Raw genomic sequence first — 23,263 nt, 5'->3', positions numbered from 1 at the left:
GCGAATGCCCGCCGCGCCATTCTGCCGCGGTGAGCGAGGATGTTCTCATTGAGGATGGCGATCATGGCGCGATGGTATGTGTGGCGAGTGCTGCTGGTGGGCGCGGCGCTGGTGTGGACTCTGGGCTGCTCCGATGATGTGGCCCCGAGCCAGTGCACCGGCGAGGGGTGCGTGAGCTGCGATGAGGACACCCCCTGCGAGGAGGGCTCCTACTGCGACAGCGACGGGCGCTGCCAGGAGCAGCTATGTGAGCCGGGTGAGTCGCAATGCATCGGCGGTGACTCCGTGCAGGTCTGCGACGCCGAGGGCGCCGGCTTCTCCGAGACCACCGCCTGCGCCAGCGGTCAGTGTCAGGTCGGCCGCTGCCTCTGCACCGAGGAGGCTGGCTGTGCCGACGGGGAGCGCTGCATCGCCGGGCGCTGCAGCTGCCTGAGCGCGACCTACTGCGACGGGACCTGCTGCGGCGAAGATGAGGTCTGCGGCGAAGTCGACGGCGCGCCGGCCTGCGTGCCCGCCTGCGCTGGCGAGTACTGCGGCGACCGCGCCGACGTCTGCTGTGAGGGCGACACCCCGGTGTGCGGCCCCCGTGGCGAGTGCGCACCGAGCTGTGAGGGGCAGGGCGAGCTCTGCGGCGAAAACTTTGAGACCTGCTGCCCGCAGGGTGATGTCTGCGTCTTTGGCGAATGCCGCACCCCCGGCGCCAGCTGCGACTTCTTCTCGGAGTGCGACTTTGGCGAGTACTGCGACCCGGCGCTCGGGCGCTGCATGCCGGATGACTTCCCCGAAGACCTGGTCTGCGAGCTTGAGTACGACTTCGACGACTTTGAGCCCGACGTACTCTGGCGTTGGGAGGGCGTTGAGGTTGGCGGCCAACTTCACGCCAACGTCATGATGACGCCGATGGTCGCCGATGTGACCGGTGACGGGCTTCCCAACACCGTCTTCACCGCCTACCGACCGAACGCCACTACCTCGGCGGTGCTGGTGGTGCTCGACGGGGAGACCGGCGAGACGATCTACACCAACAGCACCCACGGCCTGGAGTTCGGCGCGCAGATCGCGCTGGGAGATGTCGACGGCGACGGCCGCAATGAGATCGCGGTCACCGAGAGCGGTCGCGTCTCGATGGTCGATGATCTGCAGAGCTGCCCCGATCCTTCGGCCGATGAGAACGGCTGCTACCTCTGGCGCCAGTCGGAAGCGGGCATCGCCCAGGGCTCACCCTTGCTCTACGACGTCGATGGCGACGGCGCAGCCGAGGTCATCGCGCGCCTGCGGGTGCTCGACGGGGCCACCGGCGCGGTGCTGGTGGGGCGCAGCGATGGCTACATCTACCCCACGGTCATTGACGTCGACGGCGACGGCCAGCTGGAGATCCTGGGCTCGGGTTGTCTGTGGCGGCCCAACCTCGACGCCGGCACCATGGATGAGGTCTGGTGCAACACCGCGCAGATCCCCACCGGCCAGGACATGTACTCGGCGATGGGCGATGTGGTCGGCGGAGATCGCGCCGGGCTGCCGGAGTTTGTGATCACCGGCAACGGCAGCGTGTATGTGGTCGCCGCGGAGTCCGGTGAGCTGCTGCGTCAGTCGTCGCTTCCGGGCGGCGGCAACGGCGGAGGCCCGATTGTGGCCGACTTCGACGGGGACGGCTCCGGGGAGTTCGGCATTGCCGGCAGCGGTTGCTACACCGTCTTTGACACCGACTGCATCGGCTCGGTCGATGAGGACCAGCCCGGCTGCACGCGCCCCGAGATCGCGCCCTGCACCCGCGGCGAAGACTGTTTTGAGGTGGAAGCCTGCCCCACGCTTGCCTCAAGCGGTGGCACCGGCGATGGGGTCCTGTGGAGCGTCTACATCCAGGACCTTTCGTCGAGCCGCACCGGAAGTTCGGTCTTCGACTTCCAGGGCGATGGGCGCAATGAGGTCGTCTACAACGACGAGTGCCTGCTGATGGTCTTTGACGGCAGCACCGGCAGCCCGCAGTTCCGCTTTCCCAACACCAACCGCACCTCCAGCGAGTACCCGATCATCGTGGATGTGAACGGGGACAGCCGCACCAACATCGTGGTCTCTGGAAACAACGATCAGTTCAATCGTGACTGCCGCGATCCCATCAACGCTCGCCCCGACCGCTACCCGGAATGCCACCCCGAAGGAGGTGGCGAGCGCCCGGCCTGGTGCGACGCGGGCACCGCCGGAGTGGTCGCCCTGCAGGACCCGGAAGACCGCTGGGTGCGCACGCGCTCGGTGTGGAATCACTTTGCCTATCATATTGATAACGTTGAGGATGATGGCGCGATTGTCTCGTCGCCCGAGATGCCCTGGACGACGCATAACACCTTCCGGGCCAACCGCCAGGGAGAGGTCCCGCTGAACGCCCCCGACGTGGCGGTGACGCGGGCGGTGGCCGACGCGCGGGGCTGCCCGCCGGCGATCACCTTCTCGGTGACGATCGAAAACCTGGGCCGCAGCGCGGTGCCCTCGGGCCTGCCCGTGGCCATCTACAACGGCGCGGGCACTCGCCTGATTCAGGTCGAGACCGTCAACCGCGTCATCTCCCCGGGCGGGACCGTGCAGCTGGTGTTTGAGTATGAAGCGCGGGAGGTCGAGTACAACCGCAACCTCGACTTCCTCATCGTGGCCAATGATGACGGCACCGGAGAGGCGCCGGTGCGCGACTGCAACGCCGATAACGCCAGCGCGCTTGTAGAAGACGTGATGTGCACGATCGTGCAATAAGGCGCCTGTCGTTTTGACCTCTGTGGTGTCGGCGTGCGCGAGCGCGCCGACGTTGAGACAAATCTGTGTATGAGAGTGTGTGATGAAGTTTACGATGACCCACCGTTTCGACTGCCCCGCCGAGCTGCTCTGGGATATTTTTGATGATCCCGAGTTTGATCGCCGCCTCGAAGAGGCCACCGGCGTGCGCCGTGAGGTGCTCGATAGTGCCACCGAGGGCGCTGTGGAGACCAAGCGTCTGCGCTGCGTCTCGCTCAAAGAGATGCCCGCGGTGATGTCGAAGGCCCTGGGTACCGAGAGTTTTGAGTTTGAGCAGACCAACGCCCTCGATCGTCAGAAAGGGGAGATGGTCTGGAAGGTCAAACCCGCGGTGCTGGCCGATCGCATTGATGCTCAGGGTGTGACGAAGGTGGCCCCGGAGGGCTCCAGCTGCGTGCGCACCATTGAGGGGGAGATCGTCATTCGCATCCCTTTGGTGGGCAAGAAGATGGAGGGCAAGCTCACCGAGAACATCAAGTCCTCGTACGAAGAGGCCGCGCGCATCGCCCGCGAGATGGTCAAGGAGCGGGGGCTCTCCAACTCCTGAATATTTTAATCAAAATGGGGGGGGCGCGGCTCAGCGCGCGCGCGGCGTCGGCAGGTCGGCCAGCGTCGGGGTGGCGTGTGGCGCCACGTTGAGCGCGACGGGGATGTGCGCGCTGGCGAGCTCTGCGAGCCGTTGCGTGGCATCTTCGGGCCAGGGGGCGTCGCACGAAAGTTCGGCGTCGCGCAGAAGGCGCAGCCAGGCCGAGGCCACCTCGGCGCTGCCGTAGCGATGATCGCGGCAGAGCATCACCATCAAGGTTGTGGGGAGCTCGCCACGGCTTGTGGCGCCGAGGTAGGCGGCGACTTCGGCCTGCTCCTCGTAGGTAAGCCCGGCGCAGTACGCATAAGTACAGGGGGCCATATCGCCCGCGTAGTATGCGGCGAGTAGGGCGTGCGTGGCGGCAAGGCCGGCCTGCTGGGTGAGGAGGAGGCGCAGGAGCTCGGCCAGGCTGCGATCGAGCTCCGGAGAGCGCTGGAGCGCGTGGCTATGCGACTTCAGGGCATCGAGGTGGGAGGCAGTGAGGGCGTCGCAGCCTTCGGCCGACAGGGTTTTGGCACGCGCTTCAAGGCGTTGCAGCGTGTCGGGTGCGTAGCCCCGGGGAGGCGTCGGCGGCAGGCGAAAGGGGGAGGTGCAGCGGGCGCCGGCGGCGTTGACGGCGCGCTCGGTCCTGGCGAGGGCCTCGCGGTGGTGCAGGCTGGCGAGGAGCGGGTCGAGTTGGTCGGTGAGGTGCAGCCGGAGCTCGGCGCGCAGCGCCTCGCGCCGGGCGGCGTGACGCTTGTTCGGGGTATCACTGAGCATCGGCAGGATGTGCTCCTGCACCGTGCGCAGCGCGCGATCGGTGTAGACAGCCGGTACGCCGACCTCTGACGCGTAGAAGGTGGGCGGGCCGGCCAGCGCGCCCTGGTCGAGGCGGCGGCGCCACTCCACCTCCACGGGGCGCTGGTTGATGTCGATGCGCTGGCGGGCCTCGATGACGAAGGTCTGCGGGGCGTAGCTGTGGTGGCCGTGATGCTCGCGGGTCTGATGGACCAGGCGGGTGGGGAGGTTCAGTTCGGCCTGGCGGACGTTCCAGCGATGGGCGAAGTCGCGCAGCCAGGCGTCATCATCGCCGTGGAGGTGAGGCTCGTCGAAGCGGGCCACGGCGCTGTGGAGGAGCTCTTGAAGCTCGGCGTCGAGGTTCATTGAGGCGGTGTTTCGGAGTGCGGCGATGCGCGGGTCCTGCGCCGGAAGATCGCTCTGCGCGATGGCGCCAAAGAGGTCCGGAAGGGCGTGTGTGTGCAGGTCGATGGCCTGTTCCACAGCCTCATCGCGCTCCAGATGGAGGTTCTCCGCGGAAGGAGCAGACGCCGGGGCCGGGGCGCGCTCGCAGGCGCTCAGGGCGATGAGCATCCCGAGCAGCAGGCCTGCGAGACGTGTGCGAGGTTGTGATCGGGCGCGGCTCATGCGATGTCGTGCTGGGTCAAAGATGTGGTCAGACGAAGCGGCTCAGACGTTGTCAGGAGTGTGCCCATGAGCGCCGATCAAAGAAAGCAAAACCCCAACCTCTTTCGCGCGTTGGAGGCCGGCGCGATTTTGCTGAGCTTCGGCGTGCTCTATGTGGGGATGACCGTGGCCAGCGGCCTGGAGTCGGTCGCCGCGGAGTGGGGCGCGAAGATTCTGGCGGTGGTGGTGCTCGCTGCGCTCTTCACCGCGGTGCGGCGCGCGCGTCAGCGCGACGCGCGCCTCGCCGGCGACGATTCAGATCCCCAGGCGCGCACCTAACTCTTCGGCAAGCGGCGCGCTGGCCTCATCGCTGAGAAGTTCGATCTCGGACGCGGAGCTGATCATTGAGCCGCGCGAGGCGGCTGCGCGCAGCAGCGGATGATCGAAGAGCTCGCCATCGGCCAGCACGTCGGGAGTCTGGTAGCGGCGCATCAGCGCGAGCCCCACCGCGTCGACCGCCAGCGGATCGACGCCGGCGATGAAGACCCCGCAGCGCTCGTAACGTCGGGGCTCCATGTCCACATCGATGGCGTCGAGGAGGATCAGATCGGGAGGACGCGCCTCGACCAGCTCCAGCTGGCGCGCGGTCGGATCGGCGCTGCTGGCGAGCTCTTCAAAGAGGTTATGCTCGGTGCCGGGCACGCGTCTTCCCAGCAGTCCGCGCGCGCCATGTAGCGCCATCTTCAGGTGCGGCGGCTCATCGCCGACCAGAGCCGTGGTGAGCTGAATATAAACGTCGGCGTCGAGGACCTGCCGGGGGAGCGCAAAGCCCTGCTCCCAGGCCGAGGGCTCGGGGCGCACGTGGCGCCACTGGTGGGAGGGGAGCTCATCGATGGCCAGGAGATCAAAGCCGAGCTCCCGGGCCATCGTCGGAAGTTGTTTGGCGCGGAAGAGCGGGGCGGTGGGCTGGTCGGGATGACGTGTGCCCACGGCGAGCTCGGTGCACTCGTGGGAGCGGCAATGCCGCGCCAGAGTGGCCAGGATGTGGGTATGCGTTGAGTAGGGGGAGGGCTTCCTGCTGTGCAGCGTGGGCTGAATGAAGACGCGCTTTCCCCGGAGCACGATGCTGAACATACCCAGCGCTTTTTCGGTGGCCTCGCGGCGATCGATGGCTGAGATGAGCGCCACTGGTGAGCGTTTGCGTGTGGGGTTCGCAGCGCTCGCGCCCACACGTAGCGGCATGCGCCGAGTGGTCGCTGAGGTCGAGGGCGCACATCCCACCCAGGCGCCGCTGGCCAGCAGAGCGCTCAGGCTTGCGAGGTGCTTCAGGAAGTTGCGGCGATCCATACGAAGCCCGGGGTCAGGATGTGGGTACGAGGAGGCGGCGCGTGCTCAAAAGCTCATGTTGCGCGCCACGTTCTCAAAAAGATGCAGAAAGAAGAGCCCCGGCACGATCATCGCTACCGCGCTCATGCCGCGTCGAAGCGGGGCCTCCTGCCAGGTGGCCAGGGCGGCGCGGTAGGTCAGCCCACCCACAGCCCCCGCCCCCAGAAAGGCGAAGATCCCGAAGGCGGCGTTGGCCAGCATGTTGGGCACCGTCCACAGCTCGGTGGCGAAGGGGCCGGCCTGTGGTCCGATGAAGAAGGTGCGCAACACCCAGAGGGCCACGTAACTTGTCGCGATAAAGCTGGCAAAGACCGCCGCCGGATCGAAGTTGTGTCGGTCGCGGTGGATACACCAGTCGCCCCACAGAAGCGCAAAGGCCGTGCTCAGCGCAAAGCTCATCGAGCCAAACTCGCCGGCGTTCCAGAGCATGCTCAAGCCCAGGCCGCCCAGAAGTCCGCTAAAGCAGAGGATGACGGCGCGGGCGGGGGCGTGGCTCCAGGCGTTTTTCAGGAAGGTGCGAAGCATGCATCGTCTCCAGGCAGGCAGTGTGGCGTGGCAGCGTTCAGGATAATCGCCGTGGCGAGGGCTTTCAAATCGACCGGGGCGATTTCTGGCCCGGCGGGGTGTTTTGAGCCGCGATGAGGGCCAATGCGTTGCGGGTGTTGGCGCGCCGCGATCTCTGGCATAGGCTACAGCGCGATGTGCCCCGAGTTCGCCTGCGGGCCCCGAGTTGATGGATCCCTCCTTTTGAAGCTCTGAGATCATGACAAACCCCTCCGACACCCCGACGCCTTCGAACTTCATCCACGACATCATCGACGCCGACCTTGAGGCCGGGCGCGTCGTCAACGTGGTGACGCGTTTTCCGCCCGAGCCCAACGGCTACCTGCACATCGGCCACGCCAAGTCGATCGTGCTCAACTTCGGCATCGCGCAGAAGTACGGCGGCCAGTGTCATCTTCGCTTTGATGACACCAACCCGCTCACCGAGGATGAGGAGTACGTCGCCTCGATTCAGAACGACGTGCGCTGGCTCGGCTATGACTGGGGCGAACATCTGTATTTTGCGTCGAACTACTTTGAGAAGATGTATGCGTGCGCGCTTCATCTGGTCAAAGAGGGCAAGGCCTACGTCGACAGCCAGAGCCAGGAGGAGATCCGCCAGATGCGCGGCACGCTCACCGAGCCGGGTAAGCCCAGCCCCTACCGCGAGCGCAGCGTGGAGGAGAACCTGGAGCTTCTCGAGAAGATGCGCGCCGGGGAGTTTGGCGATGGTGAGCATGTGCTGCGGGCGAAGATCGACATGAGCAACCCCAACATGCTCATGCGCGATCCGCTGATCTACCGCATCCGTCATGCCACCCACCACAACACCGGCGACGACTGGTGCATCTACCCGATGTACGACTTTGCCCACGCGCTCGAAGACGCGTTTGAGGGGGTGACCCACTCGATCTGCACCCTGGAGTTTGAGAACAACCGCGAGCTCTACGACTGGGTGATTGCGAACTGCCCGGTGAAGAGCGAGCCGCATCAGTATGAGTTTGCCAGGCTCAACCTGGGCTACACGGTGATGAGCAAGCGTAAGTTGTTGCAGCTGGTGCGCGACGAGGTTGTGCAGGGCTGGGACGATCCGCGCATGCCGACCATCGCCGGAATGCGCCGTCGCGGGGTGCCGCCGGAGGCGCTGCGCGCCTTCTGTCAGCTTATCGGCGTGGCCAAGGCCAACAGCACCGTCGACATTCAGCTGCTGGAGTACGCGATCCGCGATGAGCTCAACATGAAGGCGCCGCGGGTCATGGCGGTGATCGATCCGGTCAAGGTCGTGATCACCAACTACCCCGAAGATCAGGTGGAGTGGCTCGACGCTGACTACTTCCCGCACGATGTGCCGCTGGAAGGTACGCGTAAGGTGCCCTTTAGCCGCGAGCTCTACATTGAGCGCGACGACTACCTCGAAGACGCCCCGAAGAAGTGGTACCGGCTGGCGCCGGGCGCCGAGGTGCGCCTGCGCTACGGCTATTACATCACCTGCGATGAGGCGATTTACGGGGAGGATGGCGAGCTCAAAGAGCTGCGCTGCACCTACGACCCGGAGTCGCGTGGGGGCTCGACGCCCGACGGGCGCAAGGTGCGCGGCACGATCCACTGGGTGAGCGCGGCCGAGGCGAAGCCCGCCACGTTTAACCTCTACGACCGGCTCTTTACGGTGGAGCGCCCCGACGGCGACTCGGAGATCGATTTTCAAGAATACCTCAATCCGGAGTCGCTGGTGGTGGCGCAGGGCTTTGTGGAGCCCAGCGTGGCCGACGACGCCGATGATGTGCGCTACCAGTTTGAGCGTCAGGGCTACTTCTGGCGCGACAGCTCCTCGAGCAATGAGGCCCTGGTGTTTAACCGCGTCGTGGGGCTTCGGGACTCCTGGTCGAAGCAGCAGAAAAAGGACGAGCCGAAGCAGGCAACGCCGAAGCCGAAGGCCGAGAAGTCCACAAAAGACGCGGGTGCGAAGGCCTCCTCGAGCGATGATCGCCCCAACAAGCGCCCGGCCTCCTATGAGCGCGACCAGGCCCGCGCGGCCAACCCGGAGCTGGCTGCCCGCCAGATGCGCTACGCCCAGGAGATGGGGCTGAGCGAGGACGACGCCGATCTGCTCAGCGGTGATATGGACGTGGCGACCTTCTTTGAGGCGGCGCTTTCGGCCTACGACACCCCGGCGTCTGTGGCGCCCTGGATCGTCAATGAGGTGCTGCCGCTGGTGCCCGAAGAGAAGACGGTGGCCGCGCTGGATGTGTCGGCTGATGATGTGGCGACGCTGGTGAAGATGGTCGACGCCGATCGCATCACCACGGCGGTGAGCCGCGAGGTGCTGCAGGCGGTGCTGGAGGGCGCCGGCGATCCGGAGAAGGTGGTGGCAGAGCGGGGCCTGGAGAAGGTCAGCGACGCCGCCTCGCTGGAGCCGGTGATCGACGAGGTCATGGCCAACAACCCCGACAATGTGGCGCGTTACCGCGAGGGGAAGACCACGCTTCTGGGCTTCTTCATCGGGCAGGTGATGCGCGCCACCGGCGGGGCGGCCGACGCGGTGAAGGTGCGCGAGATGCTTGAGCGTAAGCTGGGCGAAGGCTAAGCGTCTTGTACGCCGCGCGGAGGTTCAGGCCGCGCGGCGGCCGGTGTGCGGCGAGGCGTCGGAGCTTTTCTGCAGGAGGCTTCGGCGCCGCGCGCGCAGCTTGCGGGCGATGGTCAGCGCGAAGGCGCGGCGCTGACAGGTGAAGGTGAGGGCGGGGTGATCGAGCAGCGCGTCGGCGTGGGGGTCGGGGTGGGTGGCCAGCGCGATGAGGGTGCGCTCAAGCTGTGAGGCGGTGGCGCCGGCGTCGAAGAGCGCGGCGCGCAGCTCGCTTAATGGCGCGTGAGGGTGCTCGTTGCGGGCGTGGAAGAGGGCTTCAAGCCGGCTGAGCGCGCGGGCGTGGTCGAAGGGTTTGAGCGAAACACTGCAGGTATACGAGCGGGCCATAACCATCCCCCTTAAAGATCGAAGTCCGAAGTGAAGGGTGGCGCCCCCCACGGTGGGTGCGCCTCTCCCTTCTGTTATCGCGTCGAATGGGTGGAAGTTGCGTGGCGGCGCGATCTTTTCGGGGATCAGTCTTCGGGCTCCAGGTACACGCCCATGAGCAGATGCGAGGCTTTGGGGGCGTGGACCGAGAGGGCGACGCGGGGCTGAATGACGCATAAGCCCTGGTCGAGCAGGGTGTGGCGGCCCTCGGTGGTGAAGATGTCGACGTGGCCGCGGACAAGCTCCAGGGTGACGACCCCGTCGGTGAGGTGACGCGGCCAGGTGGCGTCGGCCTCAAAGCTGAGCGCCATCAGGGTGAAGGGGCCGCGCTTAAAGAGGGTGATCTGGCGGTGGCCGTCGGTTGAGGCGCTCTCCTCAAGGTCGAGCGCGTCGAAGGTGCGCACCAGATCGAAGGTGGTGACGTCATCGGCAAAGCGCTCGCGGGGAGGCGGGCGCAGGCGTTGCGGGTGAGGATGTTCCATCGTTGGGCTCCTTGTCCGACGTGGAGATGCCCCAACCTCGCGGGGCTCCTCCTCAAAGGTAGGGGCGGCTGCGGCGGCACAAAATGCCCGGGCGAAAGTGGGTGGGCAGGCAGGCCGGCGGGTTGACAGCTCAGCGCAGGCGACGACACTGCGCGGGTCAACGCCGAGCGCTGCCGGGGTAGGGCAGGGCCAAGAAATCGTTTTGAGTTTTTTTGCGTGACTGTGACATAAGAGGGCAGGCCCGCATCCTGCGGGGTTTGCAACCTTTTCTTCAGGGAACGTCCATGGCCATTTCGGAAGCTGACCTCACGAAGTTGCGACGCATTGGAAGCATCGTCGCCGAGACCATCCAGGAGATGGCCGACCACCTTAAAGCGGGCATGACCACCGGGGAGCTCGACGCGATCGGGCGCGCCTACCTGGAAAAACACGGTGCGCGTTCGGCGCCGGAGCTCGTCTACAACTTCCCCGGGGCGACCTGCATCAGCGTCAACCACCGCGCCGCCCACGGCATCCCCGGCGACCTGGAGATTGCCGATGGGGATCTTGTGAACATCGATGTCTCCGCGGAACTCGACGGGTTTTTTGGGGACTCGGGCGCCTCCTTTGGGGTGGGCACGATCACCGAGGAGCAGCAGGCCCTGCTCAGCGCGACCGAAGAGGCGCTGGAGAAGGCGATGAGCATGGCGCGCCACGGGCGTCCCATTCAGATGGTGGGGCGTGTGGTGGAGACGATGGCGCGCAAGCGCGGGTTTACGGTGATCCGCAACCTGGGCGGTCACGGCATCGGGCGCAGCCTTCATGAGAAGCCCAGCTTCATCCCGCATTTTTACGATCGCAGCGAGAAACGCCGCTTTAAGGAGGGCATGGTGCTCACCCTGGAGCCCTTTCTGGCGATGGGGGCCAAAGAGGTCGAAGACAGCGACGATGGCTGGACGCTGCTCACCGAAAACCGCGGGCTCGTGGCGCAGTTTGAACACACGATGGTGATCACGCGCGATGAGCCGATCGTGCTGACGCGTCGCGCGGGGGCGTCAAAGGTGGGGTGAAGGTTCGCGGCATGAGTCGGACTTCACGCGCCTTCCCGACCAACCCGACTAAAAAACCTCACCAAACGACGCGCCTCCCGGGGGCGCCCGCGAGCAAACGTCGCTCGCCGGCGTCCTTTTTTTGTGTGAAGCGCGTGTGGTTGTAAGTGTTTGAGATTTAAGGTCTATCTGGCGCGAAGGGGACGGCTTGCGGCCTCACTGGTGGCGACGATGAGCGTGAGGGCGCCGACGATAAACGCGCTCCAGAAGGCGGCGCGGATGTCGTAGTAGTCGGCCACAAAGGGGCTGATCATCAGCCAGAGGGCGACGATGACCGTTGTCCAGCGCAGGCCGGTAAGGCCGGTGGGGTTGGCAAAGCGCAAAAGGGCGATGAGCGTGAGGCTTGCGCCGATGAGCGTGGCGTTCCACCAGGCGTTGGGGTCCCAGGAGAAACCCAGCAGGTAGGGGGAGAGCAGCAACCAGATGCCGCCGCTCAGAATGAAGGCGTAGACCAGTACGGCGCGGCGAGGGGACTGGGTGAGGGTGGCCATAGGGGCTCCTTGCGTGGTGGCGAGCGGGGCTCTGGCAAGAAGGTAGACACCGGTGGGGAGGGTGTTCGGCAAAGCCGTGTCGGCGGGGGCGGAGACTTGCGATCGGGCCGGTCGTGAGCAGGTTTGGCCACGTTAGTTCAGTGGTGAGACGTAGACCCGGGAGAGCTATGAGTACAACGAAGAGCGAAGTATCGGATATGGCGCGCTGGGTGCGAGAGGTGGGGGCCTGGAAGAGTGAGCATCACAGGCTACGGGCTCTGCTGGCTCGGATCGACACGACATTAAGCCAGCGGGAGAAGGCGGTGGAGGATGCCCTGTGGGTCAGGGCGCACGCCGCCGACCAGCACGAGGCGCGCAGCGCCGAGGCGTCGCTGCGCCGCGCACTCAAGGCTGTGGAGCGTGAGCAGGCGCAGACCCATGCTCGCCTCGAAGCGATCTGCGAGTCGCTGGAGGAGGTGCACCTGGAGGGCTCCGAGGCGATCACCGGCCCGGGTGAGGAGCCTCCGGAGCGCGTCGGCGTCTCGGGGCGCGCCCCCGATGATGAGGATCGGGTCGAAGAGGCGGTCTGGGAGTCCTTTCCGGCCAGCGATCCGCCCTCGTATAACCCGGGGCGCGCCTGAGGCGCGGTCAAACGCGCCGAGACGATGCGCTCAGCCGAAGTTCAGGTCGGCCCCGCGCCCGAGGACCTTGCCGTTGTAGAGCGAGGTGATCTGGCGCAGGGTTGAGGCCTGGTCAAATGCGGTGAGCGCGCTGATGCCATCGGCGGGAACGACCACATCGAACCAGCGAAGCCCGGCGGAGGCGGCGGTCTGGGCGACGCAGATGTTGGCGACGGTGCCCACGATGATCAGGGTCTCGATCTTCCAGATGCGCGAGAGGTAGTGCTCAAGCTCGGTGCCATAGAAGGCGTCGTAGCGGGCCTTTCGTAGGATGAGGTCGCCGGGTTTCGGGGTGAGTTGATCGACGATCTTCCAGCCCCAGGTGCCCTCGACGCAGTGCACCGGCCAGATCTCAAACTCGCGGTCGTCTGGGCCGTGGGTGTCCTGGGTGAAGACGACGCGGGCGCCGCTCTTGCGCGTGCGCTCCACCAGATCGGCAATCGCCGGCAGGGTAGAGGGCGCCGCCTGCACAAAGAGCGAGCCGTCGGGATCGACGAAGTCATTTTGCATATCGACGACGATCAGGGCGGTGCTTTTGGGGTCGAGGGTCAGGGTGCTGGTGATGGGGAGCTCGGGCAGCTCCAGGGAAGATTTGTCAGGCAGGCCGGTGAGCGTCATCATAACTCCAGAGCAACATCGTGAGCGTAAGCACGTATACGTGGTGATCGCATCCAGGACATGAGATGGCGAAGTTAGAGGTCGGTGATCGCGCGCCCGATTTTGAGTTGCCCGATGCCTCGGGCCGTCCGGTGCGTCTGAGCCGGGAGCTTGCGCGGGGGCCGGTGCTGCTGGTGTTTTACCCGGGTGATTTTTCGCCGGTGTGCACCCGACAGCTATGCAGCTACCGCGACAGCTACGATCGTTTTGCGTCGCTGGGGGTAACAGTACTGGGGATCAGCGACGACACCATCGATAAGCACCGTCGTTTTACAGAGGAGCATCAATTTCCCTTTGCGTTGCTGGCCGATCCGCAGCGGGAGGTGATCGACGCGTACGCCGGCACCGGGATGATGTCGGGGGGCCGGGCGCATCGGGCGAACTTTCTGGTGGGGCAGGATGGGCGGCTGGCCTACGTCTTTGTGGAAAAGGTCAGCCTTTTTCATCGCGGCGCCGACGAGCTCTATGAGGCGGTGCGCGCGGCGCTGGAGCAGGGGGCTCAGGCGCCGAAGTAGGCCCAGGCTATAAGTCCGAGCAGGGAGAGCAGCGCGCTGCAGATCATCAGTGTGGCCTGCAGGTGGGGGCTTTTGCGAAAGGAGTCCGGGGTCAGAGCCATAAGGGTGCTTCCTCCGTGAAGCGGCGCGACGAGACGGCGTGGAGGCGGGCGCGCGAGTGGTGGTCGGGTAAAATAGGCACAATGATTGAGCATAAGCACCGCCCGACGCGCTCCAAGGCGAGCCGGGGGGGCGCGGCGGTCCGGGCAGAGGCGGTGTGGCGAGCTCCCCGGAGAGGTGAATGACGAATGCAATGATGCTATCACTGCAGATCGCAGGTGGCGAGCCGTAACGCGGCGCGCCGATTGATCAGGTAACGCGAGTGATGATGTGAAGACGTCGGGAGATGCGATGAAAGCGATGATGTGGAAGGTGGTGTGTGTGGCGCTGGTGTGCGGCGTGGGGGCTGCGGGTTGTGCCGGTGATGCGGAAGATCCCTCGGATGTCGGCCAGCTGCAGGATGGGGGCGGCGACGCCGGTGAGGATGCGTCTGAGGATGCGAATGCCCCGGACGTGGCAGATGAGCCGGATGCGGATGCGCCCGATGCGGATGCGCCCGATGCGGATGCGCCCGATGCCGAAGAGCCGGACGCCGACGCGCCCGACGTCGATGAGACACCCGAAGGCGATGGCACAAGCTGTGAGCAGGCGATCGACGTGAGCGAGGGCGTGGTGCTTGAGGACCAGACGACAGTCGGAGCGCCGGAGAACCAGGACGCCGATGGCGATGGCTGCCCCAGCGGCCGTATCAGCGGGCCGGAGCTCATTTATGTGGTGAGCCCGAGCGAGCCCACCAGCTACCGCGTGCGGGTGGAGCCCAACGAGGTGAGCTTCGATCCGATGATTTACGTGCGTAGCGGCTGCGAGACCTCGGTGTGTCTGGCCGGCACGGTGTTAAATGGTCCCGGAAGCCCGGAGACGTTGAGTTTTGAGGCGCCGGGTGGTGTGCCCAGCTACATCTTCGTCGATGGGGAGTGGCTCTCGGAGGGGAGCTTCCGCCTGGAGGTGACGATCGAGGAGTGAGGGCAGCTTTTGTTGGGGGGAGCTCAGGCCAGAGAGCGCGCGCGATCTTTCGCGGCGCTCTTTTTGGCGTTCTTGGCGTGGTACATGCGGCTGTCGGCCAGGGCCAGGGCTCCCATCGGGTCGCCTTCGACCTCGTCGAGGTGGGCGGCGCCGATGCTGACGTCGGCGCGTGCAAATCCTCGCCGGCGCAGGCGTTCCAGGATGTGCTCGACGCGATTCTCAAGCCAGTCTCGCTCGCCAGGGGCGCCGGGGTTGGGGAGCAGAAGTACGAACTCATCGCCGCCGATGCGGTAGATCTGGTCGACGTCGCGAAAGCCCTGCTGGAGCTCGTCGGCGAAGGCGAAGAGGAGCTCGTCGCCGTGTTTGTGGCCGCGCTCATCGTTGATGGACTTGAGGCCGTCGAGGTCGCAGAAGACGACCATCACGTCGGGGTTTTGCTCGGCGTCGAGCATCGCGGCGATGTCTTCTTCGAAGGCGCTGCGGTTGCGCAGGCGGGTGAGGCTGTCGGTGCGGGCGACGTTTTCGGCGGTGGAGACGCGGCCCTGAAGTTGTTGCATGCGCTCAGCCACCGAGTAGGCCATCGCGAGCATGCCTAAGGCGGTGCTGGCCAGGGTGGCCAGGCGCACCGTGGCGGTGGGAAGATCGAGGATAATAGCGTCGGCGATGGTCAGTGAGGCGCCGATGAAGAGCAGGCTAAAGGCCAGCAAAAAGATGCGGGCGGCGCTCACCCCGGCGCGCCAGGAGCGCCAGACGCCCAGGGCCATCAGGCTCAACGCCAGCGCGGCGGCGCCGGCCTGCAGGTGGTAGACCAGGGTGTAACTCGCGATCGGGATGACGCCGAGCAAGAGCGTGACGGCCAGGGTGGCCGCATCGAAGACGCGGGCCAGGCGCGGTGAGACCAGCCGCAGGCTCAGAAACTCCCGGGAGAAGAGGAGCACAAAGAGCACCATCGCGTTGTTGGCCGTCAGGTTGAGCAGGCTGGTGTCGGTGTCGGGCATCACGAAGATGCGCAAAAGCTCGTAGTGCGTCAGCCAGAGCATGGCGGAGGCGAAGGTGTAGCAGGCGAAGTAGAGGTAGACCTGCTCGCGCACCCGCGCCCAGATGGAGAGGGAGTGCACCGTGAGTGCCAGCAGGATGCCCAGGGAGAGCAAGAGCGTGATCTGCAGGCGCAGGCTGTGCTGGTTGAAGGTGCGTCGGGACTGCAGCTCGATCTCACCGAGGTGAATGTGCGGCGGGACCCGCGCGGTGATGAAGAGTGCGATCTCGTAGGGCTCATCCGGGCGCAGGGAGAGGGGCAGGCTGTGGCCGACGACCGGCAGCGGGCGGTCCAGAGCGTGGAGGGTGCGCCCGGTGCGAAGATGTTGAGGCAGGCCGCCAAGTTTGGGGGTGGCGATGAGCTCGACCTCCTGCACGGTGGGGAGCAAAAAGGAGAGCACGACGTTGGGGTCTGGGGCGGTGTTGATGACGTCGAAGAGCAGTACGTGGCGGCCCACCTCGAAGGGGAGGGTGCCGCCGGTGTGCAGGGGAAGATCGCCGGCGATGCGCCGAAGTTCGGGAAGATCGGCTGGAGTGTAGTGGGCATCTGCGTCGGCGATGACCTTGACGCCGCGTGCCAGGGAGACGTTTGAGTTGGCGCTTACGCGGATCGAGGGGGCCGGCTGGGCGTCGGTCTGGCGGGGGGCGACCATGAGCGCAAGAAAAGCGAACATCGCCAGGGCCATCAGAGGCAGGCCGGCGAGTCGGGGGCGCGCAGGTGTGGGCGTCGAAGAAGCCATCGTCGCTCAGGACGCAGGTGGCAGAAGCCCTCGTCCGGGTCGGGAGCGAGGGGGAGATGCTTCGAATGGGGGCGTTGTAGAGGGAAGAATCACCGGTGTCGATGCCTCTAACGGGCGAAGGGAAACACCCGGGGCTTGAAAACAAGGCGAGGTGCTCTACTTTTCGCAGCCGAAGTCGCCCCGATGGTCGCGGCGATAGAATGGCTTTGCCGAGGATGTAGTGATGAAGCGAGTGGCGATCAGCGGGGCACGTGGGCTTGTGGGAAGGGCGTTGCGCGAGCGGCTTGAGGCCGAGGGGGTGGAGGTTGTGGCGATGGTGCGCTCGCGCGAGCGGGAGGGCATCTCTTGGTCGGCGGAGCGTGGCGAGCTCGATGAGGCGGCGCTCTCGGAGGTCGATGCGGTGGTGCATCTTGCCGGGGAAAGTCTGGCGGCGAGCCGGTGGACCGAGGCGCAGAAGAAGCGAATTCTGGAGAGTCGGGTCAAGGGCACCGAGCTGATTGCCGGGGCGCTGGCGAGAATGGAGAAGGGGCCAAAGACGCTGATTTGCGCCTCGGCGGTGGGGTATTATGGCGACACCGGCAGTCAGTGGGTCGACGAGACGGCACCGTCGGGGGAGGGGTTTCTGGCGGAGGTGTGTCGGGCGTGGGAGGAGGCCTGCGAGCCGGCGCGCGGGGCGGGCGTGCGTGTGGTTAACGCCAGACTCGGCGTGATCACCTCTTCGGAAGGCGGCGCGCTCGATAAGATGATGCTCCCCTTTAAGATGGGCGTGGGCGGGCCGATGGGCAGCGGTGATCAGTACATGAGCTGGGTGGCGCTCGATGATGTAGTTGGGGCGCTGCGTTGGCTTTTGCTGGAGTCGGAGTTGGAGGGGCCGGTCAACGTGGTCAGCCCCAACCCGGTGACCAACGCCGAGTTTGCGAAGGCGTTGGGTAAAGCGATGCATCGCCCGGCGGTGATGCCCACGCCGGGGTTTGCGCTGAAGATCGCGCTGGGCAAAGAGATGGCCGAAGAGATGTTGCTCATCGGGCAGCGTGTGCGTCCGAAGCGTCTTCAAGAAGGTGGGTACGCGTTTGAACATCCCCGGGTGGACGAGGCGCTGCGCGATGCGGTGAGCGAGTGAGCTCTCAGGTAACATCAGCACGCGATGCTGGTGTTGGGGGATGTGGGAGCTGGTGATGCGACCGCCGCAGCGCACCTCGGCTTGAAAAAGTCACGGGGGCGGGCTAGGGCTGGCGGTGTTTACACACACCTTGAATCCCCCACAGAAGGGAGGCGCACGATGAGCGCAGAGCCTGAAGTGCAGTCCGGGCATGCCGGTGGTGATGGTTGTCAGCAGAAGCCTGTGGAAGCGGTGGCGATCACTCCGCCGAAGACCCCGCGCCGCCGCATGGCGAGTTTTGCAAAACCCGGGGAGCGTAAGACGCGCTACTCGCTGCCTGAAGAACTGCACAGCGCCTCGCCAGTGGGGTATCGCCGCCGGGTGGCGCTGAGTCGGGAGGAGGCTCAGGACGCGCTGAAGTTGCTCTCGCTGGAGCGGCCGAGCGGGTTTGGGCCGGTGGAGGCGATCGAGGAGGGGGAGCTTTTTGAAGAGTGTGCGTTAGGGGTGATGAGCGCGCGGCAGTCCACGAACTTTCGCGGGCATCGTCAGGTGAGTTTTGGGCCCGAAGACTCGGTAAGGCTTGCGCACCTGCTGCGCAGCCTGGGGCATCTGGATGCACCCGTGCTCGACAACGCTTCGTGCACGCACGTGGTGTTGAGCCGGCCTTACCGCACGCCTTTTACGCTGCTCCTGACCCTGGTCGGACATAAGCCGGTAAAGAGCCTGCTGACGGTGCCCTACCGCGCGTTTCGCAAGAAGTTCTGGCATGAGGACGATATCCCCTCGGTGGGGTATCTGCAGCAGCTGCATGTGGGGATTCTGGCCGATGCGATGGAGCGGGCGGCGGTGGTTGCGTCGTGCGGACGGAGACGCGCGCAGGTCTTCTCGGCGCCTTTTTGCAGTGAGCCGCGGCGGCGAGAGAACCGCCCGATGTTGCGGGCGATGGAGGAGATGTGCGGATTGACGGCGGCCGAGCGCGCTCAGGGCTGGCGGGTGGCGTTGGTCGCGCAGGTCGGGCGCGCGCTGCCCGGCGAAGAGGTCGAGTTGGAGCGGGAGCTCTGCCGCAAGATCGGCGCGAACCTGATGGCCTTTCGGAGCGAGCGAATTCAGCCGGGGAGCAACGCCGATGAGAGCGCGCCTGATGAGTATCAGCACGACCAGGGGATGGTGGTGCCCGAGGAGCTGACGGTGATGGCCGGGCGGGCGGCGTACAACGCGTTTGCGCACTGGACGGGCTGCGACCGGGAGCGGGCCAAACGCCTGATGATGCTCGAGCGCGTCGACGTGCTTACGCCGGCCGGGCAGGCCCGTATCAACGAGGTGCAGCACGGACTTGATGAGGTCACCGACCGGGTAATTGCGACGCTGCCGACGTGGGCCGACCTTCCGGTGGGGCGTGCGTTTAGCCGAAACGCCGAGCGGGGGCGTAAGGCTTTTGGCCTGGCCGGCCAGCGTATCTACATCGGCGGGCTCTCCCGGCGCGAGGTGGCGCGAGCCGGGTTGGACTGGGATCAGTGCGTGCGCGCCATCGGGGCGTGCGCGGCGCGCAGCGGCCTTGTCGCCGAGCTGATGGGTGTGATGGATCTTCCTGAAGGTTGCGACCTGCTCGCCGGCCTCTGCCTGATGGCGGGTCCGGTTAATCAGAATGACATCGGTAAGGCGTTTTATGGCCAGCCCGATCTTCTGGCGAAGACCTTTGAGGGGCGCGACCCGACCTCGCTGCTGGTGTGGACGCTTAAAGCCAAGACGGTGGCCGACCCGATCGGCAACGAGGAGCAGCTGATGAATCCGCGCCGTCAGGGCAAACTTGTCGATCTTCGGCCGGGGCCGCATGAGGTCGTTCATATGGCACGCGGGGGGACGCTGGAGGCGATGCGCCGGCGCGGCGAAAAGATCAACACCGAGCGCGCGTTTGGTGATGTGGGCAACTTCGTGGTCGACCCGCAGGGGCGGGGAATTCCTGGCAATAAAGGCGCGGCCTGGCCGGCGAGCTGGCGTGGTGAAGCGGTCTGGGAGGTGAAGTGATGGAGCGCGCAGAAGCGATGGTGTTTGAGGCGTTGCCGGCGCTGGGGCCGCTTTATGTGAAGGCCGCCGCTCGCCGGCGTTCCGCGCCGACTCCCGGGACAGCGTTGAAGGCGCTGAGCGCGCGTGTGGATCGGGTGCGCGTGGACCTCGATGAGCTGGGGCGTTATCGCGCGCTGTGTGGGATTGCCGATCACGGCATCGTACCTTTGCCTTATCTGCAGGTGCTGGCGACGCCGCTGCATGCGGCGATCATCGCTCATGCCGACTTCGGATTGCCGGCGTTGGGGCTGGTGCATCTGGAGAACACTCTGACGCAGCATCGGCCCGTTGAGGTCAACGAGGTGCTGCGGCTGAGCGCGCGAGTGGAAGAGGGGCGTTGGGATGAGAAACTCGGCTATGTGGTGACGCTGGTCAGTGAGGCGCACGTCGGCGAGGAGCTTGTGTGGGAGAGCCGGCTGAGCGCTCTCTCTCCGGTGCGCCGCGCGCGCTCGAAGCGTGGGCGTCGCAAGGAGGCGCCGGAGGTCGGGGAGCAGGGCGACGCTCGCGTATCTGTGATGGTGCGCGCGCCCGAAGACCTGGGGAGGCGCTATGCGGCGGTCTCCGGCGACTTCAATCCGATTCATCTGCACGCCTGGACGGCGCGGCCCTTCGGGTTTGATCGCGCGATCGCGCACGGGATGTGGACACTTTCGCGGGCCTGGGGGGAGGTGCAGGAGCTGATCGATGCTCGGGCGCCGGTGGAGATGGTGGTGCGATTCCGCAAGCCGGTGAAGTTGCCGGCGCGGCTGTGGATCGCCGCCTGGCCCCTCGATGACGAGGAGGACGGGTTGGAGCTCCGCTGCCAGAGCCCGGATGGTCGTCTCACGCATCTGGAGGGGCGAGTGCGCGTGGGGTAAATGGCGTCGCTGGCGGCGCATGGTTAGTCGGAGAAGACGGCGTCGGGCCGCGACTTCAAGGCCTGGCAATCGACCGAAGGGGCGACGCGTTTGAGCTCAACGTAATTGAGCTCCGGGTCGGGTAAGGGCCGGGCTTCGGGGCCGCCGCGCAGAAAGCGGCTGGTAGCGTCAACGACGCTCTGCTCGCTGTTCCAGCGCACGCTTCCGCGCAGGTGGTCGGCGCTATCGACGCTAAAGGTGTATTCGTCCCACCCGCGTTGCACCACGCGGACTTCGCCATCGATGAGGCCCTCGACCTGCACGGAGAGGCCGGGGTGGCCGTCGCCATCCTGGTCGAAGACGCGGGGATCGTCGGCGTCTTCCGGCAGGGGCTCATTGGCCGGGTCCCGAAGGCGAACGCCGCGGATGTCCCAGTCTCGGGCCACATCGAGTCGCCAGGTGTCGCCGTCCTGGCGCAGCGTGCCGCGGCGGGTGCGCTCGGGGAGGCTTTCGATAAACGCATCGGGGATCGTCGTGCGAACCACACGCGAGCCGTCGAGGGTGGCGTTGCACGCGCGCGACTTCATGCGCAGCCGAGTGCCCTCTTGCTCCACCTCCACGATGAGGTAAGCGGTTGTGGTTGTATCGACGCGACCGACGCCCATCACCTTTGCGCGCGCAGTGGTGACCAACTTCTGGGCAAAACGCCCGCTTAAATCAGGTGGGACCGACTCGGAGGTTGGGGGATCACTCGCGGGCTGAATGAGCGTGTGAGGGGGAGGTGTGAGCAACGCCGTGGTGGGTTGCACCGCCACAGGGGCCGTGCCGGAAGGGGGGGCCAGGGCGGGCAGGCTCATCAGCAGGGCGATGGCGGGGAGGATACTCATGGGCAGCTCAAGAGGCAGTGTGGACATGGATGCATCGGTTGCGGGCAGAGATCCTCGCCACCGCCGCGCTGGAAGCAACGCCGAAGCTGAAGATTTTTTCCCTGTTATTTTTTTCAGGAAATGCGCTCGCCGGTGGATTCGGCGAGCTTAAGGTTCTTCGGGAAACTCGTGATCGGGCTCGCCAGTGCGAAGCTCAACCGGCTCGGTGTCCGGCGCGTCGTGTAGGGGAAAGGTTGCTTCAAAGCTCATTCCCGAGCCGTCATTAAGGGGGTGCAGGCGAAGGGTGCCCCGGAAGGTTTTGATGATGTCAGCGCAGACCGAGAGGCTCAGGCCGCGCTGCTCGTTGCGAAGCTGGCCTTGATGAAAGGGGCTGATGATGGCCTGGATGTCTTGTTCGATCGGGGCATTGCCGTTGGCCTCAATGATAATGGAGGCGGTCGAGGAGTCCTGGTGCACGCGGAGCGCGACGCTGCGCTCGCGCTGGTCGTCGGGGAAGGAGCGCGCGGCGTGGAGCAGCAGGTTGAGGACCGCCTGGACCAGGCGAACGGGCTGGGCCCGTACAAAGGCCAGCTCGGGGGGAGCGTGCAGGGTGAAGTTCGTTTTATAGCGCAGTGCGTTGTAGACCATCTTCATCGCGGTGGTGGCGATGTCTTGCAGAGCCACAGTGACCATCGGCGGCGAGGAAGGAGGGCGCGCGAAGTCGCGCAGGTCACTGACGATGGTCTTGATGCGGGACATCCCGCTTAAGTTTTCGTCGATGGTGTCCTGGAGGTCGTCCACGAGGTGACGCACGTTATGGGCGCTGAGCAGCGACTCAAGCGCGCGGGCGCGCTCCGGGTCTGGCTCCTCGGCGATAAGGGCGTCGAGTTTGCGGGTAAACGCGGTCAGCTCACTGCAGTGGTGCTGGCGCACCACTGAGAGGTTGGCGATGACATACGCCGAAGGGTTGTTGACTTCATGGGCGATGCTCGTAGCGAGCTCGCCGATGGCCGCGAGGTGGTCGAGCTGCACGAGCTGCTCGCGGATCATATCGATGCGTTTGCGCTCCACGATGGAGGTGACTGTGGTGATGACTTCTTCGAGCTGGCCCTGCTTGTTTCGGACCGGCTGGGTGTTGACCAGGACCGGGAGAGGTTCGCCGTCTTCGCGGCTGATCAGCAGCTCAACTTCAAGGCGCGCTTCGCGATCCTGGAGGGTGAGGTGGGTGGGAAGATCGTCGGGAAGCAGAGGGCGTCGGTCGGGGGTTTGCAAGCTGAGGCGTTCGCACCACTGGGAGACGGGGATGAGCTCTTCGATGCCGAGCATCGCGCGGGCGGAGCGGTTGGCCAGGCGTGTGGTGCCGTCGGCGCGGGTGATGATGACGCCAACGGGCACGGTGTTGAGGACGCTGCGCAGTGTGGACTGGACGCTCTCGCGGCTGGCACGCAGCTCATCGCTGATCAGGTAGAGATCTTCGAAGGCGGTGGTGAGGATGCGTGCCAGCTGGCGGTGGGTCTCATCGATTTCCTGAAGTTCGCCCTCCCACTGGGCGGCCGAGGATGGGGGCTCGGCGATGCTCTCGGGTTTGAGAACGCGGTCGATCTGGTGGAGCAAGAAGTCGTCGCCGCGCTCCTTGGTCATGAAGTAGTCGGCGCCGGCACCCAGGCCGCGCATCAGGCTAAGTGCGTCGGAGAGGGCCGTGAGCAAGACGACTTTCACCGGCTCAAAGCGGGACTCGGACTTGATGCGGCTGCACAGCTCAATGCCGCTCTCGCCGGGCATATGCACGTCGCTGAGCACGAGATCGAAGGTGAGCTGTTGCAGGCTATCCCAGGCGCTCTCGGCGTCGCGGGCGATCTCAACCTGGTGGCCGGCGTCTTCGAGCATCGCTGCCAGGTAATGCGCCTGGGTCGGGCTGTCTTCAACAACCAGGATGCGTGCCGGTTGCGTGGCGACGTGCTTGGACGCAGTGCTTCCCATCGT

At 65.7% G+C, this 23,263-nt stretch carries 21 protein-coding genes; 11 read left to right on the top strand and 10 right to left on the bottom strand.

Annotated elements, in window-relative coordinates:
* Positions 1-63: 63 nt before the first annotated feature.
* Entirely contained in the window at positions 64-2,742 is a 2,679-nt protein-coding gene (locus FRC98_RS10820) for an FG-GAP repeat domain-containing protein (RefSeq protein WP_146981427.1), read from the top strand.
* 82 nt (positions 2,743-2,824) lie between these two features.
* Complete coding sequence (locus FRC98_RS10815) at positions 2,825-3,328, top strand: DUF2505 family protein (RefSeq protein ID WP_146981426.1); 504 nt, start codon at positions 2,825-2,827, stop codon at positions 3,326-3,328.
* 30 nt (positions 3,329-3,358) lie between these two features.
* On the opposite strand, the gene FRC98_RS10810 is transcribed toward FRC98_RS10815, so the two are convergent.
* Entirely contained in the window at positions 3,359-4,771 is a 1,413-nt protein-coding gene (locus FRC98_RS10810) for a hypothetical protein (RefSeq protein ID WP_146981425.1), read from the bottom strand.
* Positions 4,772-4,837: 66 nt separating this feature from the next.
* Between FRC98_RS10810 and FRC98_RS10805 the strand changes: the two genes are divergently transcribed.
* Positions 4,838-5,089 (top strand): hypothetical protein, encoded by a 252-nt coding sequence (locus FRC98_RS10805; protein ID WP_146981424.1) that lies wholly within the window; start codon positions 4,838-4,840, stop codon positions 5,087-5,089.
* Here FRC98_RS10805 and FRC98_RS10800 read toward each other — a convergent pair.
* On the bottom strand, positions 5,066-6,097 hold the full coding sequence (locus FRC98_RS10800; protein ID WP_146981553.1) for a DUF362 domain-containing protein: 1,032 nt from the start codon (positions 6,095-6,097) through the stop codon (positions 5,066-5,068). The genes FRC98_RS10805 and FRC98_RS10800 overlap by 24 nt on opposite strands.
* Positions 6,098-6,142: 45 nt before the next feature.
* Complete coding sequence (locus FRC98_RS10795; protein ID WP_146981423.1) at positions 6,143-6,661, bottom strand: hypothetical protein; 519 nt, start codon at positions 6,659-6,661, stop codon at positions 6,143-6,145.
* Between the two features lie 238 nt (positions 6,662-6,899).
* On the opposite strand from FRC98_RS10795, the gene FRC98_RS10790 reads away from it, so the two are divergent.
* The gene (locus FRC98_RS10790) at positions 6,900-9,263 is read left to right on the top strand and encodes a glutamine--tRNA ligase/YqeY domain fusion protein (protein ID WP_146981422.1); all 2,364 of its coding nucleotides are present in this window, start codon (positions 6,900-6,902) and stop codon (positions 9,261-9,263) included.
* 24 nt (positions 9,264-9,287) lie between these two features.
* Here the strand turns inward: FRC98_RS10790 and FRC98_RS21495 are convergent, their stop codons facing one another.
* Both FRC98_RS21495 and FRC98_RS10785 read right to left on the bottom strand, forming a co-directional pair.
* The gene (locus tag FRC98_RS21495; protein ID WP_230467506.1) at positions 9,288-9,647 is read right to left on the bottom strand and encodes a hypothetical protein; all 360 of its coding nucleotides are present in this window, start codon (positions 9,645-9,647) and stop codon (positions 9,288-9,290) included.
* A gap of 125 nt (positions 9,648-9,772) precedes the next feature.
* Complete coding sequence (locus FRC98_RS10785; protein WP_146981421.1) at positions 9,773-10,168, bottom strand: hypothetical protein; 396 nt, start codon at positions 10,166-10,168, stop codon at positions 9,773-9,775.
* 284 nt (positions 10,169-10,452) lie between these two features.
* On the opposite strand from FRC98_RS10785, the gene map reads away from it, so the two are divergent.
* Complete coding sequence (gene map / locus FRC98_RS10780; RefSeq protein WP_146981420.1) at positions 10,453-11,217, top strand: type I methionyl aminopeptidase; 765 nt, start codon at positions 10,453-10,455, stop codon at positions 11,215-11,217.
* Between the two features lie 164 nt (positions 11,218-11,381).
* Here map and FRC98_RS10775 read toward each other — a convergent pair whose 3' ends face one another.
* On the bottom strand, positions 11,382-11,747 hold the full coding sequence (locus FRC98_RS10775; RefSeq protein ID WP_146981419.1) for an SPW repeat protein: 366 nt from the start codon (positions 11,745-11,747) through the stop codon (positions 11,382-11,384).
* A gap of 167 nt (positions 11,748-11,914) precedes the next feature.
* Between FRC98_RS10775 and FRC98_RS10770 the strand changes: the two genes are divergently transcribed.
* Positions 11,915-12,367: a hypothetical protein gene (locus tag FRC98_RS10770; protein ID WP_146981418.1), complete on the top strand. Its 453-nt coding sequence runs from the start codon at positions 11,915-11,917 to the stop codon at positions 12,365-12,367.
* Positions 12,368-12,397: 30 nt separating this feature from the next.
* Here the strand turns inward: FRC98_RS10770 and FRC98_RS10765 are convergent, their stop codons facing one another.
* Complete coding sequence (locus tag FRC98_RS10765) at positions 12,398-13,024, bottom strand: cysteine hydrolase family protein (protein WP_146981552.1); 627 nt, start codon at positions 13,022-13,024, stop codon at positions 12,398-12,400.
* A gap of 65 nt (positions 13,025-13,089) precedes the next feature.
* Here FRC98_RS10765 and FRC98_RS10760 point away from each other — a divergent pair, with 65 nt between their 5' ends.
* Both FRC98_RS10760 and FRC98_RS10755 read left to right on the top strand, forming a co-directional pair.
* Positions 13,090-13,578, top strand: a complete 489-nt coding sequence (locus tag FRC98_RS10760; protein ID WP_146981417.1) for a peroxiredoxin — start codon at positions 13,090-13,092, stop codon at positions 13,576-13,578.
* Between the two features lie 390 nt (positions 13,579-13,968).
* Positions 13,969-14,640, top strand: coding sequence for a hypothetical protein (locus tag FRC98_RS10755; protein WP_146981416.1), 672 nt, complete (start codon positions 13,969-13,971; stop codon positions 14,638-14,640).
* Positions 14,641-14,663: 23 nt separating this feature from the next.
* Here FRC98_RS10755 and FRC98_RS10750 read toward each other — a convergent pair whose 3' ends face one another.
* On the bottom strand, positions 14,664-16,415 hold the full coding sequence (locus tag FRC98_RS10750) for a GGDEF domain-containing protein (RefSeq protein WP_146981415.1): 1,752 nt from the start codon (positions 16,413-16,415) through the stop codon (positions 14,664-14,666).
* A gap of 223 nt (positions 16,416-16,638) precedes the next feature.
* On the opposite strand from FRC98_RS10750, the gene FRC98_RS10745 reads away from it, so the two are divergent.
* From FRC98_RS10745 to FRC98_RS10735, 3 genes are all read left to right on the top strand, one after another.
* Entirely contained in the window at positions 16,639-17,535 is an 897-nt protein-coding gene (locus tag FRC98_RS10745) for a TIGR01777 family oxidoreductase (protein ID WP_146981414.1), read from the top strand.
* Between the two features lie 159 nt (positions 17,536-17,694).
* Positions 17,695-19,539 carry a hypothetical protein gene (locus tag FRC98_RS10740; protein WP_146981413.1) on the top strand — a complete coding sequence of 615 codons (1,845 nt, stop codon included), beginning with the start codon at positions 17,695-17,697 and terminating at the stop codon, positions 19,537-19,539.
* Positions 19,539-20,435, top strand: coding sequence for a MaoC family dehydratase (locus FRC98_RS10735; protein WP_146981412.1), 897 nt, complete (start codon positions 19,539-19,541; stop codon positions 20,433-20,435). The genes FRC98_RS10740 and FRC98_RS10735 overlap by 1 nt, the downstream gene beginning before the upstream one ends.
* Positions 20,436-20,458: 23 nt before the next feature.
* Here the strand turns inward: FRC98_RS10735 and FRC98_RS10730 are convergent, their stop codons facing one another.
* A complete protein-coding gene (locus FRC98_RS10730; protein ID WP_146981411.1) occupies positions 20,459-21,301 on the bottom strand; it encodes a hypothetical protein in 843 nt (280 codons plus the stop codon).
* A gap of 147 nt (positions 21,302-21,448) precedes the next feature.
* A complete protein-coding gene (locus FRC98_RS10725; protein ID WP_230467505.1) occupies positions 21,449-23,260 on the bottom strand; it encodes a response regulator in 1,812 nt (603 codons plus the stop codon).
* Between the last annotated feature and the right edge of the window lie 3 nt (positions 23,261-23,263).

The organism is Lujinxingia vulgaris (genome assembly GCF_007997015.1).
Classification (GTDB): domain Bacteria; phylum Myxococcota_A; class Bradymonadia; order Bradymonadales; family Bradymonadaceae; genus Lujinxingia; species Lujinxingia vulgaris.
Note: the sequence above shows the minus strand (reverse complement) of the source record. Positions and strands in the feature narration are given on the sequence as shown.

What these genes read in the sequence shown, in the direction of transcription:
- FRC98_RS10820 (WP_146981427.1), top strand. Translation starts at nt 64, where the DNA reads ATGGCGCGATGGTATGTGTGGCGAGTGCTGCTGGTGGGCGCGGCGCTG.
- FRC98_RS10815 (WP_146981426.1), top strand. Translation starts at nt 2,825, where the DNA reads ATGAAGTTTACGATGACCCACCGTTTCGACTGCCCCGCCGAGCTGCTC.
- FRC98_RS10810 (WP_146981425.1), bottom strand. Translation starts at nt 4,771, where the DNA reads ATGAGCCGCGCCCGATCACAACCTCGCACACGTCTCGCAGGCCTGCTG.
- FRC98_RS10805 (WP_146981424.1), top strand. Translation starts at nt 4,838, where the DNA reads ATGAGCGCCGATCAAAGAAAGCAAAACCCCAACCTCTTTCGCGCGTTG.
- FRC98_RS10800 (WP_146981553.1), bottom strand. Translation starts at nt 6,097, where the DNA reads ATGGATCGCCGCAACTTCCTGAAGCACCTCGCAAGCCTGAGCGCTCTG.
- FRC98_RS10795 (WP_146981423.1), bottom strand. Translation starts at nt 6,661, where the DNA reads ATGCTTCGCACCTTCCTGAAAAACGCCTGGAGCCACGCCCCCGCCCGC.
- FRC98_RS10790 (WP_146981422.1), top strand. Translation starts at nt 6,900, where the DNA reads ATGACAAACCCCTCCGACACCCCGACGCCTTCGAACTTCATCCACGAC.
- FRC98_RS21495 (WP_230467506.1), bottom strand. Translation starts at nt 9,647, where the DNA reads ATGGCCCGCTCGTATACCTGCAGTGTTTCGCTCAAACCCTTCGACCAC.
- FRC98_RS10785 (WP_146981421.1), bottom strand. Translation starts at nt 10,168, where the DNA reads ATGGAACATCCTCACCCGCAACGCCTGCGCCCGCCTCCCCGCGAGCGC.
- map (WP_146981420.1), top strand. Translation starts at nt 10,453, where the DNA reads ATGGCCATTTCGGAAGCTGACCTCACGAAGTTGCGACGCATTGGAAGC.
- FRC98_RS10775 (WP_146981419.1), bottom strand. Translation starts at nt 11,747, where the DNA reads ATGGCCACCCTCACCCAGTCCCCTCGCCGCGCCGTACTGGTCTACGCC.
- FRC98_RS10770 (WP_146981418.1), top strand. Translation starts at nt 11,915, where the DNA reads ATGAGTACAACGAAGAGCGAAGTATCGGATATGGCGCGCTGGGTGCGA.
- FRC98_RS10765 (WP_146981552.1), bottom strand. Translation starts at nt 13,024, where the DNA reads ATGACGCTCACCGGCCTGCCTGACAAATCTTCCCTGGAGCTGCCCGAG.
- FRC98_RS10760 (WP_146981417.1), top strand. Translation starts at nt 13,090, where the DNA reads ATGGCGAAGTTAGAGGTCGGTGATCGCGCGCCCGATTTTGAGTTGCCC.
- FRC98_RS10755 (WP_146981416.1), top strand. Translation starts at nt 13,969, where the DNA reads ATGAAAGCGATGATGTGGAAGGTGGTGTGTGTGGCGCTGGTGTGCGGC.
- FRC98_RS10750 (WP_146981415.1), bottom strand. Translation starts at nt 16,415, where the DNA reads ATGGCTTCTTCGACGCCCACACCTGCGCGCCCCCGACTCGCCGGCCTG.
- FRC98_RS10745 (WP_146981414.1), top strand. Translation starts at nt 16,639, where the DNA reads ATGAAGCGAGTGGCGATCAGCGGGGCACGTGGGCTTGTGGGAAGGGCG.
- FRC98_RS10740 (WP_146981413.1), top strand. Translation starts at nt 17,695, where the DNA reads ATGAGCGCAGAGCCTGAAGTGCAGTCCGGGCATGCCGGTGGTGATGGT.
- FRC98_RS10735 (WP_146981412.1), top strand. Translation starts at nt 19,539, where the DNA reads ATGGAGCGCGCAGAAGCGATGGTGTTTGAGGCGTTGCCGGCGCTGGGG.
- FRC98_RS10730 (WP_146981411.1), bottom strand. Translation starts at nt 21,301, where the DNA reads ATGAGTATCCTCCCCGCCATCGCCCTGCTGATGAGCCTGCCCGCCCTG.
- FRC98_RS10725 (WP_230467505.1), bottom strand. Translation starts at nt 23,260, where the DNA reads ATGGGAAGCACTGCGTCCAAGCACGTCGCCACGCAACCGGCACGCATC.